At 42.3% G+C, this 16161-nt stretch carries 13 protein-coding genes; 9 read left to right on the forward strand and 4 right to left on the reverse strand.

Annotation, left to right across the window (positions count from 1 at the left end; translation table 11 throughout):
• Positions 1-126 precede the first annotated feature (126 nt).
• Positions 127-1056 (forward strand): DUF7916 family protein, encoded by a 930-nt coding sequence (locus GKR74_RS02470; protein ID WP_154602389.1) that lies wholly within the window; start codon positions 127-129, stop codon positions 1054-1056.
• A gap of 130 nt (positions 1057-1186) precedes the next feature.
• Here GKR74_RS02470 and GKR74_RS02475 read toward each other — a convergent pair whose 3' ends face one another.
• Complete coding sequence (locus GKR74_RS02475) at positions 1187-1570, reverse strand: hypothetical protein (RefSeq protein ID WP_154602390.1); 384 nt, start codon at positions 1568-1570, stop codon at positions 1187-1189.
• A gap of 176 nt (positions 1571-1746) precedes the next feature.
• On the opposite strand from GKR74_RS02475, the gene rimO reads away from it, so the two are divergent.
• Both rimO and GKR74_RS02485 read left to right on the forward strand, forming a co-directional pair.
• Positions 1747-3081, forward strand: a complete 1335-nt coding sequence (rimO, locus tag GKR74_RS02480) for a 30S ribosomal protein S12 methylthiotransferase RimO (RefSeq protein ID WP_154602391.1) — start codon at positions 1747-1749, stop codon at positions 3079-3081.
• Positions 3082-3298: 217 nt separating this feature from the next.
• Positions 3299-3931, forward strand: a complete 633-nt coding sequence (locus GKR74_RS02485) for a helix-turn-helix domain-containing protein (RefSeq protein ID WP_154602392.1) — start codon at positions 3299-3301, stop codon at positions 3929-3931.
• A 721-nt stretch (positions 3932-4652) separates the two neighbouring features.
• Here GKR74_RS02485 and GKR74_RS02490 read toward each other — a convergent pair.
• Entirely contained in the window at positions 4653-5282 is a 630-nt protein-coding gene (locus GKR74_RS02490) for a response regulator transcription factor (RefSeq protein ID WP_154602393.1), read from the reverse strand.
• A 642-nt stretch (positions 5283-5924) separates the two neighbouring features.
• Here GKR74_RS02490 and rarD point away from each other — a divergent pair.
• Positions 5925-6851: an EamA family transporter RarD gene (gene rarD, locus GKR74_RS02495; protein ID WP_154602394.1), complete on the forward strand. Its 927-nt coding sequence runs from the start codon at positions 5925-5927 to the stop codon at positions 6849-6851.
• Positions 6852-7012: 161 nt separating this feature from the next.
• Positions 7013-8191 carry a formate-dependent phosphoribosylglycinamide formyltransferase gene (gene purT / locus GKR74_RS02500; RefSeq protein WP_154602395.1) on the forward strand — a complete coding sequence of 393 codons (1179 nt, stop codon included), beginning with the start codon at positions 7013-7015 and terminating at the stop codon, positions 8189-8191.
• 49 nt (positions 8192-8240) lie between these two features.
• Here purT and GKR74_RS02505 read toward each other — a convergent pair whose 3' ends face one another.
• Positions 8241-9848: a GMC family oxidoreductase gene (locus GKR74_RS02505; protein WP_154602396.1), complete on the reverse strand. Its 1608-nt coding sequence runs from the start codon at positions 9846-9848 to the stop codon at positions 8241-8243.
• Between the two features lie 359 nt (positions 9849-10207).
• On the opposite strand from GKR74_RS02505, the gene GKR74_RS02510 reads away from it, so the two are divergent.
• From GKR74_RS02510 to yjiA, 4 genes are all read left to right on the forward strand, one after another.
• On the forward strand, positions 10208-10684 hold the full coding sequence (locus GKR74_RS02510) for a WG repeat-containing protein (protein ID WP_154602397.1): 477 nt from the start codon (positions 10208-10210) through the stop codon (positions 10682-10684).
• A 394-nt stretch (positions 10685-11078) separates the two neighbouring features.
• Entirely contained in the window at positions 11079-13232 is a 2154-nt protein-coding gene (locus GKR74_RS02515) for a carbon starvation CstA family protein (RefSeq protein WP_154602398.1), read from the forward strand.
• A 101-nt stretch (positions 13233-13333) separates the two neighbouring features.
• The gene (locus tag GKR74_RS02520; RefSeq protein ID WP_154602399.1) at positions 13334-13537 is read left to right on the forward strand and encodes a YbdD/YjiX family protein; all 204 of its coding nucleotides are present in this window, start codon (positions 13334-13336) and stop codon (positions 13535-13537) included.
• A gap of 39 nt (positions 13538-13576) precedes the next feature.
• Positions 13577-14542, forward strand: coding sequence for a GTPase (gene yjiA / locus GKR74_RS02525; protein ID WP_154602400.1), 966 nt, complete (start codon positions 13577-13579; stop codon positions 14540-14542).
• Positions 14543-14734: 192 nt separating this feature from the next.
• Here yjiA and GKR74_RS02530 read toward each other — a convergent pair whose 3' ends face one another.
• Positions 14735-16060 (reverse strand): L-cysteine desulfidase family protein, encoded by a 1326-nt coding sequence (locus GKR74_RS02530; protein WP_154602401.1) that lies wholly within the window; start codon positions 16058-16060, stop codon positions 14735-14737.
• Positions 16061-16161 lie beyond the last annotated feature (101 nt).

Here is a 16161-nt window from a genome sequence, read left to right on the forward strand (position 1 = left end):
TTTCTTTTTTAGTGATAAAAAATAAGTGTTAGAAAGGTGATTTGCTTCAGACACCGTAGTGGGTTTCACATGCTATAGTCGAAACGTTGATCGGTATTTATTAGGTATAAAATCGAGGTACTGGAGATGCAAAAACGTTATTTGGATTGTTCCGCTTCTGAAATTGCAAAAATGAATAAGAAAAGCTTACTGGAAGCGATTAAAGCCAGCGAAGGGCGATTACTGGTGAGTGAAACTATCGGGACTATTCAGCCCGTCTTGATGAACGTCACTAATGCGGAACTGGCAGCAAGCCAAGGCGCAGATATTTTGCTATTGAATGTTTTTGATGTGAATAATCCTGTGATGCAAGGTTTACCAGAAGGCATTGCACCCGATGACATTATCCGTACCTTAAAGCACTTAACAGGACGTGCAATTGGCGTGAATTTGGAACCTGTTCCTGCAGGGTTTAATAATCCCCATCAAGATAAACAGTGGAAAATGTCTGAAGGGCGTTTGGCCACTGTCAAAAATGCCCTGAAATTAAAGCAGATGGGGGCAGATATTATTGTCCTGACAGGGAATCCGGGTAATGGCGTGACTAACCAAGAAATCAACCAAAGCCTCAAAGAACTCAAAGCGGTGGTGGGGGAAGATATCGTTCTTATTACGGGAAAAATGCATGCAGCGGGAGTCCTCAATGCGTCTGCTGAGCAGTTAATTACCGAAGAGGATATTCATTCCTTTATTAAGAGTGGTGCAGATATTATTTTACTGCCTGCACCGGGTACCGTTCCGGGAATATCGTCGGAATTTGTGCAGAAAATGGTGAGTTATTGCCATTCTCAGCGAGTGATGACCATGACCGCGATTGGCACGTCCCAAGAAGGGGCTGATCTGCAAACCATCCGCCAGATTGCGTTAATGTGCAAAATGGCAGGAACAGATTTACATCATATTGGTGACTCAGGTTATAACGGCATTGCCTTGCCAGAGAATATTTTGAATTACAGTATTGTGATCCGCGGTGTTAGACACACTTATTCTCGTATCGCCCGCTCGATTAACCGCTAACCTTTGCTGTTTTTCTGAGTGAATCCCTGCGCTAGAAATGGCGCGGGGATTTCGCTCGAAATGCCATTTCTCATTTTTGCAATTAGTAAATCAACAGCTTTCTATGATTGCATGACTATCACTGAAATAATTAAAGTTCTTTTACAGGATAGGTTTTTTTTATATTTGAGCCATCACTGTACATTTCGGTGATACTGAGTTGATCATCTTTAACGTTATAAAATACCTTTTCATCTAATGGATCATCTCTCCAACGTCCGATACTATCTGGGTTGTTAGATGCCCACATCACTTGATTACCTATTAGCTTGCACTTAATTGCCCACCGTGTTCCGTCAACAGGTCTGATGTAGTGTACATATGCAACTGCAGATTCAATTTTCTCTAATTGCATGATTTTATGATCACGACCAAACATTGCAGCGGAAGCTGCTTTACATACTTTTCCAACATCAGCTTCAGAGGCATAGAGTGATGAGCTAAAAAGTATGGATAGGAGCAGTAGTTTCTTCATTAGAAATATCTCATTATTAATGTGTTAAATAATGTTATCGGCATCAATAGGATTAACTGCACAAGTAACCGTTTTGTCATTTCCACCGCCAAAAAAATATACAATTCCCGCTATACTTCAGGTAAAATCCAGCCCATTTTTTAAAAAATATCTATAACACAATAAAGAAGTGAGCTATGTCGCAAAATACGAATTCAGTGCCAAAGATTGGCTTTGTTTCGCTTGGCTGTCCAAAAAATCTCGTTGATTCAGAGCGTATCTTAACGGAACTGCGTACTGATGGTTACCAAGTCGTTCCTAGCTATGACGATGCCGATCTGGTTATCGTGAACACCTGTGGCTTTATTGATAGTGCCGTTCAAGAATCGTTAGAAGCTATCGGCGAAGCGTTGAACGAAAATGGTAAAGTGATTGTGACAGGGTGCCTAGGCGCAAAAGAGAACCAAATCCGTGAAGTTCACCCGAAGGTATTAGAAATTACGGGCCCACATAGTTATGAACAAGTGTTAAATCACGTTCACCACTATGTGCCAAAACCAGAGCATGATCCGTTCTTTAGTTTAGTCCCAGAGCAAGGCGTAAAATTAACGCCAAAACATTACGCTTACTTAAAAATATCGGAAGGCTGTAACCACCGTTGCACTTTCTGCATCATTCCTTCAATGCGTGGTGACTTAGATAGCCGTGCCATTGGCGATGTACTCAATGAAGCCAAACGTTTAGTGGAATCAGGTGTGAAAGAGTTACTGGTGATTTCTCAAGATACGTCTGCTTATGGTGTGGATGTTAAACACCGTACAGGGTTCTGGGATGGTCAGCCAGTAAAAACCAGCATGGTTGGATTATGTGAACAGTTAGCGTCTATGGGCGTTTGGGTTCGTCTGCATTACGTTTATCCATACCCACATGTTGATGATGTGATCCCATTAATGGCTGAAGGTAAAGTATTACCTTATTTGGATATTCCATTACAGCACGCTAGCCCGAAAATTTTAAAACTGATGAAACGTCCGGGTGCGGTAGAAAGAACGTTAGAGCGTATTAAACGTTGGCGTGAAATTTGCCCAGAGTTGACATTGCGTTCGACGTTTATTGTTGGTTTCCCTGGTGAAACAGAAGAAGATTTCCAGATGCTGTTGGATTTCTTACAAGAAGCTCGATTAGATAGAGTCGGTTGCTTTAAATACAGCCCAGTTGAAGGCGCAAAAGCGAATGAACTGGCTGATCAAGTCCCTGAAGAGATTAAAGAAGAACGTTATCATCGCTTTATGCAGCTTCAGCAAAAGATATCCACTCAGCGCTTACAAGAGAAAGTGGGTCGCGAGCTTTTAGTTATTATCGACGAGGTCGATGACGAAGGTGCTGTAGGCCGTAGTATGGCCGATGCGCCAGAAATTGACGGCATGGTGTACCTCAATGGCGAGTTTGATGTGAAAGCAGGGGATATCGTTAAAGTGCTGATTGAGCATGCTGATGAATATGACCTGTGGGGCACCGTTGTTAGTGAATAAAAAATAGGCTATTATCTGGCTCAAAATTTAGCCTGCGGATCACTTTCGCAGGCTTTTTTCGATATAACCCACTGTTTTGGGTTTTTTCTATATTTCAAATACTTGATCTATATCATCCCGCCAAAATCTATCAAATCATAACTTGATCTAGGATATAAAACTTAACTGACAACTTGACATAATCAGAGAGAATACTTATCGAAGAATAAGGCTGATTATGACTATTGATTTTACAATTCCCAAACTCGCACAGCTTACAGAAAAATCTTCATGCTCCATTAATCCGGAGTTATTGATACAACTGGCAAGTGAAGCCATCACAAGTGGCTTATCACCTATCCATGATTTTGACATTGAAGGAATGTTGTTGGATAAATATGGTCAAACCTTATGGTCTAACCGTAAATCAGACAGCAGCACCATGTTACCATCTTGGATATTCTCTCAAATGCAGGTTACTTCGTTAGATGAGCAGCCGATTAACTCACAAGGACATACTTACTATTTCGCCCCTATTTATGATGAAACGCGCTTGCTAGCCACGTTGGTGTTACGTGGGGAGCCAACCAGCAGCAATATATTGTTAGCACTCACTCTTACCCTAGGGCGAGAAATCAGTGAAAAGTTGAAGTGCCACTTTTACTGGCAAAAACTTTCGGAGAAGACTCTCGGACATAATCTGTTCCATGACTTGAACATTCATGAAGTGGAAAAAGCGTTAATTATCGAAGCCGCACTGGCTTACGGCGGAAAAATTCAGGAGATGCATCAAGCGTTAAATATGGGACGTACGACACTGTGGCGCAAGTTGAAGCAGTATCAGATTGATATTCGCGAATACAAGCTATAATCCCAATAAAAACAGCCCAGCCAATAAAAAAAGCTTCTACTGGTTTTCTGCAGCAATGCTGAAAACGTTCGAAGCATTCAAATCACACAGCCTTACGGTAATCACTAAGCCCAACTATCAATGCATATTGATTGCGGGCTCAGTCACGCCTTGCAGCGAAACGAAAGAGAAGAAATGAAAAAGAGCTAAGATTATCAACCTATCTTGTCGATAAGTATGTTGATCTCAGTACGTTTTTTTTTAGGAATTGGTTTTAATTTGATGTTATAGATTTTTATTTCAGTGAATACACATACTCACAGTTAGAGTAAATGGCTATGGGGATATATATAGGTTTATATTTTATTTTAAACTAAATATATTAATCTTACATTTAGCTATAAATGCGATTTTTTATTAATAACCAGAGTAACAGTTTCCTTGTATAAAAATGATAGTGCAATTTATTTAATTTTCCACTATTGATTAAAAAATAGTTATTTTAGGGTGATAAATTAATAAAGCGAAATAAAGTGCATAATCGTTATGCTAAGTTTGATAGTGAAAAATAGTTAACCGAATAGTTAAATGGATAGTTAAGTTAAATGATTAAACTAAATCGTTATCTAAATAAAAATCTAAATTTAATTATATTTTTCTGGATGATCTCGGGGATGAAAAAATGCCTAATGATTTTTTGATAAACCATTAGGCAGGAAGGGTGTCTGGTGAATAAAGATAATTAAGCGTTTGCAGAATAAGTATTAATATATTCATACTCTTGGATTAATTGAGGCAGTGATTTTATTCCTAGTTTTGTATAAATATTTGAACGGTGTACTTCTACGGTTCTTGGTGATAATGATAGTTTTTCAGCCGTTTCTCTGCTGGTGTTCCCGTCTAAAATCATGTCCATGATTTCACGCTCTCTTGCAGAAAGACGGTCGAATTTATCGGCTAAATAGATATATTTTTTATGATTTTCATTTTGTTTATCAAAGTGTTCATTAGCTCCTTGAATAGCGCTTAGAAACACTCTGTCATCAAATGGAAATGCATAGAAATCAAAGGCTCCAGCCTTGAAACAGTCTCTGCATAGTGCCGCGGAAGGTTCTTCTGCGATGACGATAACAGGGACAACGGCTAAAGATTGAGTAAGGTTTTTTAATTTATTAATATGACTTGAGTTATTGCCTACGAATAATAAAACACAATCCTTTGCATTCTCTTCTTTAGGGTAAGTATAAGTACTAATAAATACCTCTTCGTCATTATAGAATTTAAAAATAAAATCTAAAGATTCCATCTTTGATTTCAGTTTATTCTTAAAGACATTATCGTTTTCAACGATTACATGAATGGCGCTATTCATCACCAAACTCCTGTTAAACGGATTTGACATTCAAATTAACGTAGTTTAATAGAATGAGAATAATTTACCGATGAAAATGGCAATATATTTTCAACTATTCTTTTTTATAGATTATTGCTGAACGTAATTGATATTAAAAAAAGTACTAGCCTAATTTTAATATAAAAAAGAAACAAAAGTTAAAGTATGTGTCAAAACGTAACATCTGTTTAATGTTTTGTAACAAGATAGAGTTTTAAGCTTGTCTTACGATTATTATGTTTTCTAGATAAAATGAAAATAATGTTATTTAGCTAAGTAATAATATCGCAAAATGTTAGTCATAAAAAGCACTATTAGCAATTTTATGAAATTTAATTAATCATCCGCCTTGATATTTTTTATCTGCTTTTATGTTTTGTGATGAAGTTATTAAAATTCGCTCCGTAAAATTGCAATGCACTCTAAAAAAAGTGAGTGAATACACGTAATGATTTCCTTAAAAGATATTGCACTATAGGTTTTCATATCATTAATAAAAGTGTTTAGTGTGAATAAATTGGTCGATAACCTTAGTGATAGTTTGCACTTCAACCTATTATCTTTCCGTTATTGGCGTATTATAGAGAAGAAAAATCAACCACACTTTCATACGGATAAATTATGTTGCTGCGTTCCGGGGTAGCATTAGCTATCTTTTCTTATATTCTTTGGGGGATAACCCCGCTGTTTTATCGGTTACTTCCAGATGCTCAAGCCATGGAATTACTGGCGCAACGATTGATTTGGTCTCTTCCGTTCTTATTTTTTATTCGGTTGCTTATCAAGAATAAATCCCTGTGGAAACAAGTGTGGGCAGATAAACGTTCAATTGTGCTATGTTTTTTTAGCTCCTCGATTATGGCGGTGTCGTGGACAACCTTCACTTATGCTTTAACCCATGGACAAGTACTGGCTGCGAGCTTGGGTTATTTTATTAATCCCTTATTTTCCATTTTGCTTGGGGTGATTTTTTTGCGAGAGCGCTTAGTTTTTGCAGAAAAACTCGCGGTGGTGTTTATTTTCTCCGGTGTTGCCTACCAAATTATTCAATATGGGGAACTGCCCGTTTTAGCGTTAGTGATGGGGAGCGCCTTTGCGGTTTATGGTTTGATCCGTAAATTTATTCGTTTTGATGTTATCACCTCGCTGTTTTTAGAGGCGCTCTGGTTATTACCCCTAGCGGTAGGTATTACATGGTGGTTATCCGCACATGGAATGAGTGCAGTAGAAAATGGTGATTGGCAAACCAAAATGCTGTACATGTTGGCGGCACCTGTGACTATCATTCCATTGCTCTTTTTCACGGCAGCGATTAAACGCACCACATTAACGGTGATTGGTTTAGCACAATATATAGAGCCAACAATTCAATTCTTGTTAGCCGTTTTCCTGTTTAATGAAATTTTCGATTGGGTCAAAGGTGTCAGCTTCACCTTGATTTGGATTGGCCTACTGTTTTGTGTGTTAGCGCTGCTTCATAAACGCTATGGCAAAGGTGCGCGCCGCCAACCTTATGTGACCGGGCGAGATGAACCTCCTCAAATTTAACCTGTGATTTTAATCAATTAGCCTGTTTACGGAGAATACCGTCAGCAGGCTGCGCTTCTATTATGGTCAAAGCAAACGATTGCGTATATAATCCCTGCCATCTTTTTAGACATTATCTTTTATGTAGCAGCATTTATCTCTGGGGATATAAGGTCATTATCATGAGCCAATTAGGTACTGCACTTTGTTCTAGCGCGACAAAAGTTATGCTTCTCGGTTCGGGGGAGTTAGGTAAAGAAGTGGCGATTGAGTGCCAGCGTTTGGGTATTGAAGTGATTGCGGTGGATCGCTATGACAACGCACCCGCGATGCATGTTGCTCATCGTAGCTACACCATTAATATGTTGGATGGTGAAGCACTACGCCAACTTGTTGCGAGCGAGAAACCGGATTTTATCGTGCCTGAGATTGAAGCGATTGCCACCAAAACGTTGGTGGAACTCGAAAAGCAAGGTCAAAAAGTCGTGCCATCTGCTAATGCGGTTTACTTAACCATGAACCGTGAAGGGATCCGCCGTTTAGCAGCTGAAGAGCTACAGCTCCCAACCTCTGAATACCGCTTCGTGGAAACGAAAGCGGATTTTGAAGCCTCAGCCCATGAAATTGGCTTTCCCTGCATTGTAAAGCCAGTCATGAGCTCGTCGGGGAAAGGGCAGAGCATCATTCGCTCCGCAGAGCAGCTTGATAGTGCGTGGAATTATTCCCAAGAAGGTGGACGTACAGGTCAAGGGCGCGTGATTGTTGAAAAAATGGTGAATTTCGATTTTGAAATTACCTTATTAACCATTAGCGCGGCAGACGGTGTGCATTTCTGCACACCAGTGGGGCATCGCCAAGAGAAAGGCGATTATCGCGAATCTTGGCAGCCGCAAGCGATGAGTGACATTGCTTTGCAAAAAGCGCAGGATGTGGCGAAGAAAATTGTCACCGCTTTAGGTGGATACGGCTTATTTGGTGTGGAGCTGTTTGTCTGTGGCGATGAGATTATTTTCAACGAAGTCTCTCCTCGCCCTCATGACACAGGCATGGTGACGTTAATTTCTCAAAACCTATCTGAATTCGCATTACATGTCCGCGCTTTCTTAGGCTTACCGATTGGCACTGTTCGCCAGTATGGGGCTAGCGCATCGGCCGTGATTTTACCAGAGCTGCATAGCCGGAATGTAGTTTTTTCGGGCATTCATGAGGCACTTGGTTCTGATATTCAATTGCGTCTATTTGGTAAGCCGGAAATAGCAGGAACGCGTCGTTTAGGTGTGGCGCTCGCGGTCGGAGATTCGATTGAGCAAGCCCTAGAGATGGCAAAAACGGCGGCGGATCGAGTGAAAGTAACAGGCTAGTGATTATCCCCCGCCATGCTGGGTTTAGGCGGGGGGCTTTTTAGGGGGATTATTGCCTATCTTCAATAATCATCGCGGCTGCGCGTTCCGCAATCATGATGGTTGGCGCATTGGTATTGCCACTTGGGATTTCTGGCATCACAGAACAATCCACCACACGTAGTTTGTTGATCCCATGAACGCGAAGACGTAAATCCGTGACGGAATTTGCGGTATCGGTTCCCATACGGCAAGTGCCAACAGGGTGATAAACCGTTTTACAGAAATTACGCACAAACTCTTCTAATTGCTCCTCATCATGCTGAACTTGGGCTGGCGGCATCAATGTATTTTTACTGACAGCTTGCAATGATGGCTGGCTTAATACCTCTAAACCGAATTTCACCGCACGTTTACAACCTGCCATATCTTCTGGTTCAGCCAAGTAATTGGCGTGAATTTTTAACGGATCTTGCGGGTTTTGGCTACGCAGTAAAATTTCCCCGCGAGACTTAGGTTGTAAGTAACCGACTTTCAGTGAAAAACCGTGAGCGGCAGGTAGCGGCTCCCCCGGTACATCATCCCAGCTATCTAAAATAGGTAAAAAGTGAATTTGCACATCTGGGCGACCTTGGTTGCAACTGTCTTTAAAGGCGGCGCCTTCTAAAACGTTAGAAGCGAGTAGCCCACTGCGAAATGCCATCCACTCAAAACCATGTTTGATAGCGGCAAAGCCTTGGTCGGCACCAAATAAGCTGATGGGCTCTTTGGTGGTGACGTTGATGGACATATGCAAATGGTCGTGAAAGTTTTTGCCCACGGGTAAATTCGCTACGGTTTTGATCCCTAAAGAAGAAAGGTGTTCTTCAGGGCCGATACCAGAGAGCATCAATAACTTCGCTGATCCCATTGCGCCGGAGCAAACTAGCACTTCTTCTCGCGCTAGGGCTTCGACTTCGTGACCATTTTTACCTTGGTAAGCCACGCCAACCGCTTGCCCATCGCGGATAATAATGCGATTAACTTGGGTATTAAGTTTGAGAGTTAAACGGTCGCTATTTGCCACTGATTTCAAATAGGTTTTGGAGGTGCTTGCTCTTTCCCCATTGTGTGTGGTGGTTTGATAGAAACTGGTTCCTTGTTGGCTCTCTCCATTAAGGTCATTAACGTAAGGTAAACCATGTTCTTGAGCCGCTTGAATGAATGCCATAGAAAGTGGATGGCGATAACGGTTTTCACTGACGGGAAGAGGTCCTTCAGTGCCGTGGTATTCCCCGGTTAGGCTTTCATTGCGTTCGGCTTTTTTAAACCACGGTAGGACATCTTGATAACCCCAGCCTTCGCATCCGTACTTTTGTTCCCAGTTATCATAATCCTGTTTTTGCCCGCGAATGTAGATCATGCCATTGACTGAACTGCTGCCCCCGAGCACGCGACCTTGAGCAATTTGCATTTTGCGGTTGTTGGCGTGAGGTTCTGGTTCGGTTTCATAGGGCCAACTTTTTTGGGCAATAATTTTTGCTACACCAGCAGGCATACGGATAAACATGTGGTTATCGCTACCGCCCGTTTCAATAAGTAGCACGTGAGCTTGGGTTTCTTGGATCAGGCGTGCGGCGAGAACACAACCTGCGGAGCCTGCACCGACAATAATATAGTCATATTTTTGTGTGCTCATTTCATATCCTCATTGAAATTAACATTCAATCATCATTTGGTTAACAATAACGCCTTTGAGTTATTAATGTATGAATAATGTTCTGTTAGTGTGATTCGCTTCAAAAATAATTTCCTATGTAACTATTTTTTAGTTTTATCTAATTATTGTTATTTAAAAGGAAAATATTAATTTCATAATTTTTTAGTCTTATTTTTAATTTTATTAATAAGTTAATGTTTTATTGATTGGGTTATTCTTAGTGAAAAATAGTGCGAACGAAAAAGACGCATAGAAAAGAATTGCGTGATTATCTGATACCCATTAGGAATGCTTTAAGGGATGCTGGGCGTCTAATAAAATGAGAGGCGCCTTTACGAATGAAAGCGATACTAATAAAAAGCATGCTGATGAGTTCTGTGTTGACGACGATGGCAGCTGCCATGCCACTCGAAGAACAGTTTCAGTTAATGGCGGAAGAAGAAAGTGAAAAAATCCGCTGCTTTGAACCTTCTTCACCTTTCCTGTATTGCCTTAAAGGAAGCGTATATACAAAAGGTGGCATCAGGCTCGTGGATAAGCAGGATAATGAAGTGTATCAGTTTTACTATTTTGATAATGGTCTTGACCCTGCGAGTGAAGGGCTATACCGAATTCGTCAGGGGGAAAAAATAGGTTATGCCAACGCACAAACTGGAGATATTGTGATTGAGCCGATTTATGATTGTGCATATCCATTCGAAAACGGTAAAGCCAAGGTCGGCGAGAAGTGTGAGCGGCAAACCGACGGAGAACATAGCTGGTGGATTGGGGGAGAATGGCAAGAAATTGTTAATCCGCTCAAGGGGGGGAATTAGCGTTTTATTCATGTATTACCCTCTGGGATTTAACAAAAGCCACAATTTAAACATGATTTTAAAAATTGCTTAACTTATTGAAATAGAAAATATTTGATACTCAGATCACATTTTTTGAGGGTTGGGCGACGCTTGAAAACCATTCACTGCAAAAAACTAACCGCTTAATTCTGTATGCCACCACTCAAGGTAACTTTTCGCTTTTCCTGATAGTAATTTCTTACCATACCCACTATGGCAGAACTCAATTTTTCACATTCAAAATCATTCAACCACTGCCTATTAAAAAATCATTTGTTATTCATCGAAAACGATTAAAAACAACGTTTTCGCAGTTTAATAAACGGTAATTACGTATTAATGGCATGTTCGTTCTACCTCAGAAGGGTGTTCTATGAACAAAAATGGTATTTTAAAACACATTCCATGGATGATCCTCGGGATCATCGGTGCAATCTGTTTAGGGGTTGTCGCGCTAAGACGCGGCGAGCACATTAGTGCATTATGGATCGTCGTCGCATCAGTGGCGGTGTATCTGATTGCTTATCGCTACTACAGCTTATATATCGCTAAAAAAGTGATGAAGCTGGACGAAACGCGTGCTACACCAGCGGTCATTAATAATGACGGCTTAAACTATGTTCCAACCAATAAAAACGTTCTGTTTGGTCACCACTTTGCGGCTATCGCAGGGGCGGGTCCATTAGTTGGACCAGTATTGGCGGCTCAGGTGGGTTACTTACCGGGAACATTGTGGCTACTGGCAGGGGTTGTCCTTGCGGGGGCGGTACAGGACTTTATGGTGCTGTTTATCTCCTCACGCCGTAACGGTGCATCCCTTGGTGAGATAGTTAAAGAAGAATTGGGTCCGATCCCAGGTACGCTAGCACTGTTTGGCTGCTTCTTAATTATGATCATCATCCTCGCCGTATTGGCGCTGATCGTGGTTAAAGCACTGGCAGAAAGCCCATGGGGTGTCTTTACGGTTTGCTCCACTGTGCCGATTGCGCTCTTTATGGGGATATACATGCGCTATATCCGACCGGGACGTGTGGGTGAAATTGCCGTTATCGGTATTGCACTGTTAGTCGCTTCTATTTGGTTTGGTGGTGTGATTGCACACGACCCTTACTGGGGCCCAGCACTGACCTTTAAAGATACAACTATTACTTATGCTTTAGTCGGTTATGCGTTTGTTTCCGCGTTACTGCCTGTATGGCTGATTTTGGCGCCTCGTGACTACTTAGCAACATTCCTGAAAATCGGGGTTATCGTTGGTTTAGCTGTGGGTATTGTTATCCTTAACCCTGAACTGAAAATGCCAGCAGTGACGCAGTTTGTTGATGGTTCTGGCCCAGTTTGGAAAGGTACTCTGTTCCCATTCCTGTTTATCACCATTGCGTGTGGTGCGGTATCCGGTTTCCACGCCTTAATCTCTTCAGGTACGACGCCAAAACTGTTAGCGAACGAGAAAGACGCGCGTTACATCGGCTACGGTGCGATGTTAATGGAATCTTTCGTGGCTATCATGGCGCTAGTGGCCGCTTCTATCATCGAGCCAGGTCTGTACTTTGCAATGAACACTCCACCATCAGCATTAGGTATCACTATGCCTAACCTGCATGAGCTGGGTGGCCCTGATGGCGCGGCAATTATGGCACAACTGAAAGATGTGTCTGTTCATGCAGCAGCAACGGTCAGTTCATGGGGCTTTGTGATTTCCCCTGAACAAATTATGCAAACAGCGACAGATATTGGTGAACCTTCGATTCTGAACCGTGCCGGTGGTGCGCCAACCTTAGCTGTCGGTATTGCATTTGTATTCCACGAAATTATGCCTGCTGCCAATATGGGCTTCTGGTATCACTTCGGTATCCTGTTTGAAGCACTGTTTATCTTAACGGCACTGGATGCGGGTACCCGTTCTGGCCGCTTTATGCTGCAAGATTTACTGGGTAACTTCGTGCCATTCCTGAAGAAAACCGACTCTCTGTTTGCTGGGATCATCGGTACAGCTGGATGCGTAGGTTTATGGGGTTATTTACTGTATCAAGGCGTTGTTGACCCACTGGGCGGCGTTAAGAGCTTGTGGCCACTGTTCGGTATCTCCAACCAGATGCTGGCAGCGGTAGCGTTAGTCCTGAGTACCGTTGTATTGATTAAGATGAAACGCAGTAAATACATCTTAGTCACTGTGTTACCAGCGGTATGGTTATTAATCTGTACCACATGGGCTCTGGGACTGAAATTATTCAGCGATAATCCTCAACTTGAAGGTTTCTTATACTTAGCGAAATCTTACAAAGAGAAAATCGCCGCGGGTGGTGCTGAGTTAACGGCACAAGAAATTACTAATATGAATCACATTATTATTAATAACTACACTAACGCGGGTCTGAGTATTCTGTTCTTAGTGGTGGTTTACGGTATTATCTTCTACGGTATCCGTGTGGGAATGAAAGCCCATAAAAACCCAAATCGTACAGATAAAGAAACCCCTTATGTTCCTGTTCCTAAAGAGGGTGTGAAAGTGTCATCTTCACACTAAGAGCAGAATAATGCATCGAGTTAAGTTTCACTCGAAACAGTAAGGGAAGCCCGACATTGTACGAAAATGCAGTGTCGGGCATTTTGCCTTTGGAGATGGTTATGTTTGGAAACTTGGGTAAAACTGGTAAATATTTAGGGCAGGCGGCGCGTATGCTGGTGGGGATCCCCGATTACGATACCTATGTGCAGCACATGAAAGATAATCACCCCGATAAACCTGTGATGACCTATAAAGAGTTTTTTCGTGAACGACAAGATGCTCGCTACGGCGGCAATGGTAAAGGCGGATTTCGCTGCTGTTAACGAACTTTCTTATCAATGAATGGCATGATGAGGGCAATAATGAAACCAATCAATGTAACGATTTTAACGGGCTTTTTGGGGGCAGGAAAAACCACGCTATTGAGCCACATTCTCAACGCGGAGCATGGCCATAAAATTGCCGTGATCGAAAACGAGTTCGGCGAAGTTCCTATCGATAATGCGTTGATTGGCGACCGTGCCACGCAAATCACCACCTTAAGTAATGGCTGTATTTGTTGCAGTCGTTCTAATGAATTAGAAAATGCGCTGTTGGATTTATTGGATGGTTTAGACAGCGGCAAACTCGATTTTGAGCGTTTAGTGATTGAGTGTACTGGTATGGCCGATCCAGGTCCGATTACACAAACATTTTTCTCTCATGAAGTGCTGTGCGAGCGTTATTTATTGGATGGCATTATTACTTTGGTGGATGCAGTTCATGCCGATAAGCAGCTTAATGATTTCGCCATTGCCCAAGCGCAAATTGGTTATGCTGACCGAATCCTTCTCACCAAAACCGATATTGAGCCAAATACTGATGCGTTGATTGAGCGTTTGCAGCGCATTAATGCCCGAGCACCGATTTATCCAGTGGTTCATGGGGATATTAATTTAGATTTGCTGCTAGATATTGAAGGCTTTTTGTTGGATTCAAAACTCAATGTTAAGCAACCGACGTTCCGTTTTGCGCCTAAGCAGCAAAATGAAGTAGGGTCGATTGTGCTGGAGTTTGATTACCCTGTAGAGTTGATGGCCGTCTCCCAAGTGATGGAAGATTTATTACTCGGTTTTGCAGATAATTTATTACGCTATAAGGGAATTTTGTCCATTATCGACGAACCAAAGCGCCTTTTATTCCAAGGCGTCCAGCGCCTTTATAGCGCCGATTGGGACAGAGATTGGGGTGAAGATGAAACGCGCAGCAGCGTCCTCGTTTTCATCGGCATCGATCTCCCTGAAGCCGAAATTCGCGAAAAATTCGCTGCACTAGAAACCAGAAATTAAAAATCAGCAGTCAGAATAAAATCAGAAAGTAAAATTAAATTCAAAGTCATCAGAAGCCAGAATAAAATTCAGAAATCAAAATTAAACTCAAAGTTATTAGCGCTGAAGGAAGGCGACAAACGCCAGCTATCCCTAGGAGCATACAATAGTATGTGACTAGGGTAGCTAAGAGAAGTCAACGCACCAGCAGCGTTAAGAACGAAGAGTTTTGGAGGACATTATTTCTATGATTTGGACATCCGTATGCCGCATTGAGCCTGCTGCCAACGAACACAAATTCGCAATCGACTGATCCACATCATCCGATACAATCCCGTCCGAGCCTCTTACGCAGCTATTATCTAGTGCCATCAGTACGGCTTTGTATGCCGCACTCGCACTGGTGGAGACTTTCATTGCACAGCTGTTGGATGCCCCATCACAGATCATGCCGCTGACGTCGCCGATCATGCTTGAGATTGCCATTGCGACCACTTCATAGCGAGCTTCCAATAACCATGCAATCCCAGCAGCAGCACCCATTGCTGCGGTGGTTGCCGCACATAATGCAGAAAGCGCAGGCAGTTGGTTATGAATATAAATGGCCATTAAATGGGAGAGCATCAGCGCACGAGCTAACTGTTCTTCGGTAGATTGCAGATAATCTGCGGTGACAACGACCGGCATAGTAGCTGCAATACCTTGGTTACCGGAACCGGAATTACTCATGGCGGGCAATACCGCACCGCCCATACGTGCATCAGAGGCTGCCGTTGTGCGGATCATAATTTCGGATAATAAATCTTTGGACAATAAACCGCGGTCACGTTGAGCCTGCAACGTTTTACCAATATGCAGGCCGTAGCTATTGCGCAAACCTTCTTGAGATAACGCATCATTTAAGTGTGCGGCTTCAAGAATGAAACGAATATCGTCTAATGGTGCTTGAGTTGCGAACTCATAAACCGCTTTAGCAGTGACTTTCGGTAAGCTGACATCGGTACCACAATCAACGGGATCCCGGGTTTCTGTTTTATTCTCAGTAATATCGAACAGAACCTGATCACCATGGATAATTTTGACAATATGCGTGTGAGAGCCTGCGATGATCACCGTGGCAGAATCATTGTCGCTGTAGGCTGTCGCTTCTGAATAAACAACATCATCACAAGGGGATTTAATATCAACGGTGATGGAACCGTCCGCGAGCATCGCTTTACTGCGTGCAATTGCTTCAGGTGATGCTGATTTTAATACTTCTAACCCAGCGTCGGCATCACCACCCACTGCGCCTAGCGCCGCGGCAATCGGTAATCCCACCATTCCTGTTCCCGGAACGGTGACGCCCATACCATTTTTCATGAGATTAGGGGAAACAAATGCGGCAACGCGGATCACTGGCGATGACAGATAAGACGCTGCTTTTGCCGCTGCATAAGCAAGGGAAATGGGTTCAGTACAACCCAGAGCAGGTTTAACGTCTTGTTTGACGGCATTGATAAAATATTGCCAGAGAAGTTCTTCAGTTTGCGTTGCCATGGTGATATCCCTAAAAGTCATGTGGTGATGGAATTATTCTAATGAAGAGGACGGAGAAAAACTTCACAATGTTTATGGATAAATGGGGATGAGAGAGAAAA

The sequence above is a fragment of the Providencia sp. wls1914 genome, from assembly GCF_009706645.1.
Lineage (GTDB): Bacteria > Pseudomonadota > Gammaproteobacteria > Enterobacterales > Enterobacteriaceae > Providencia > Providencia zhijiangensis.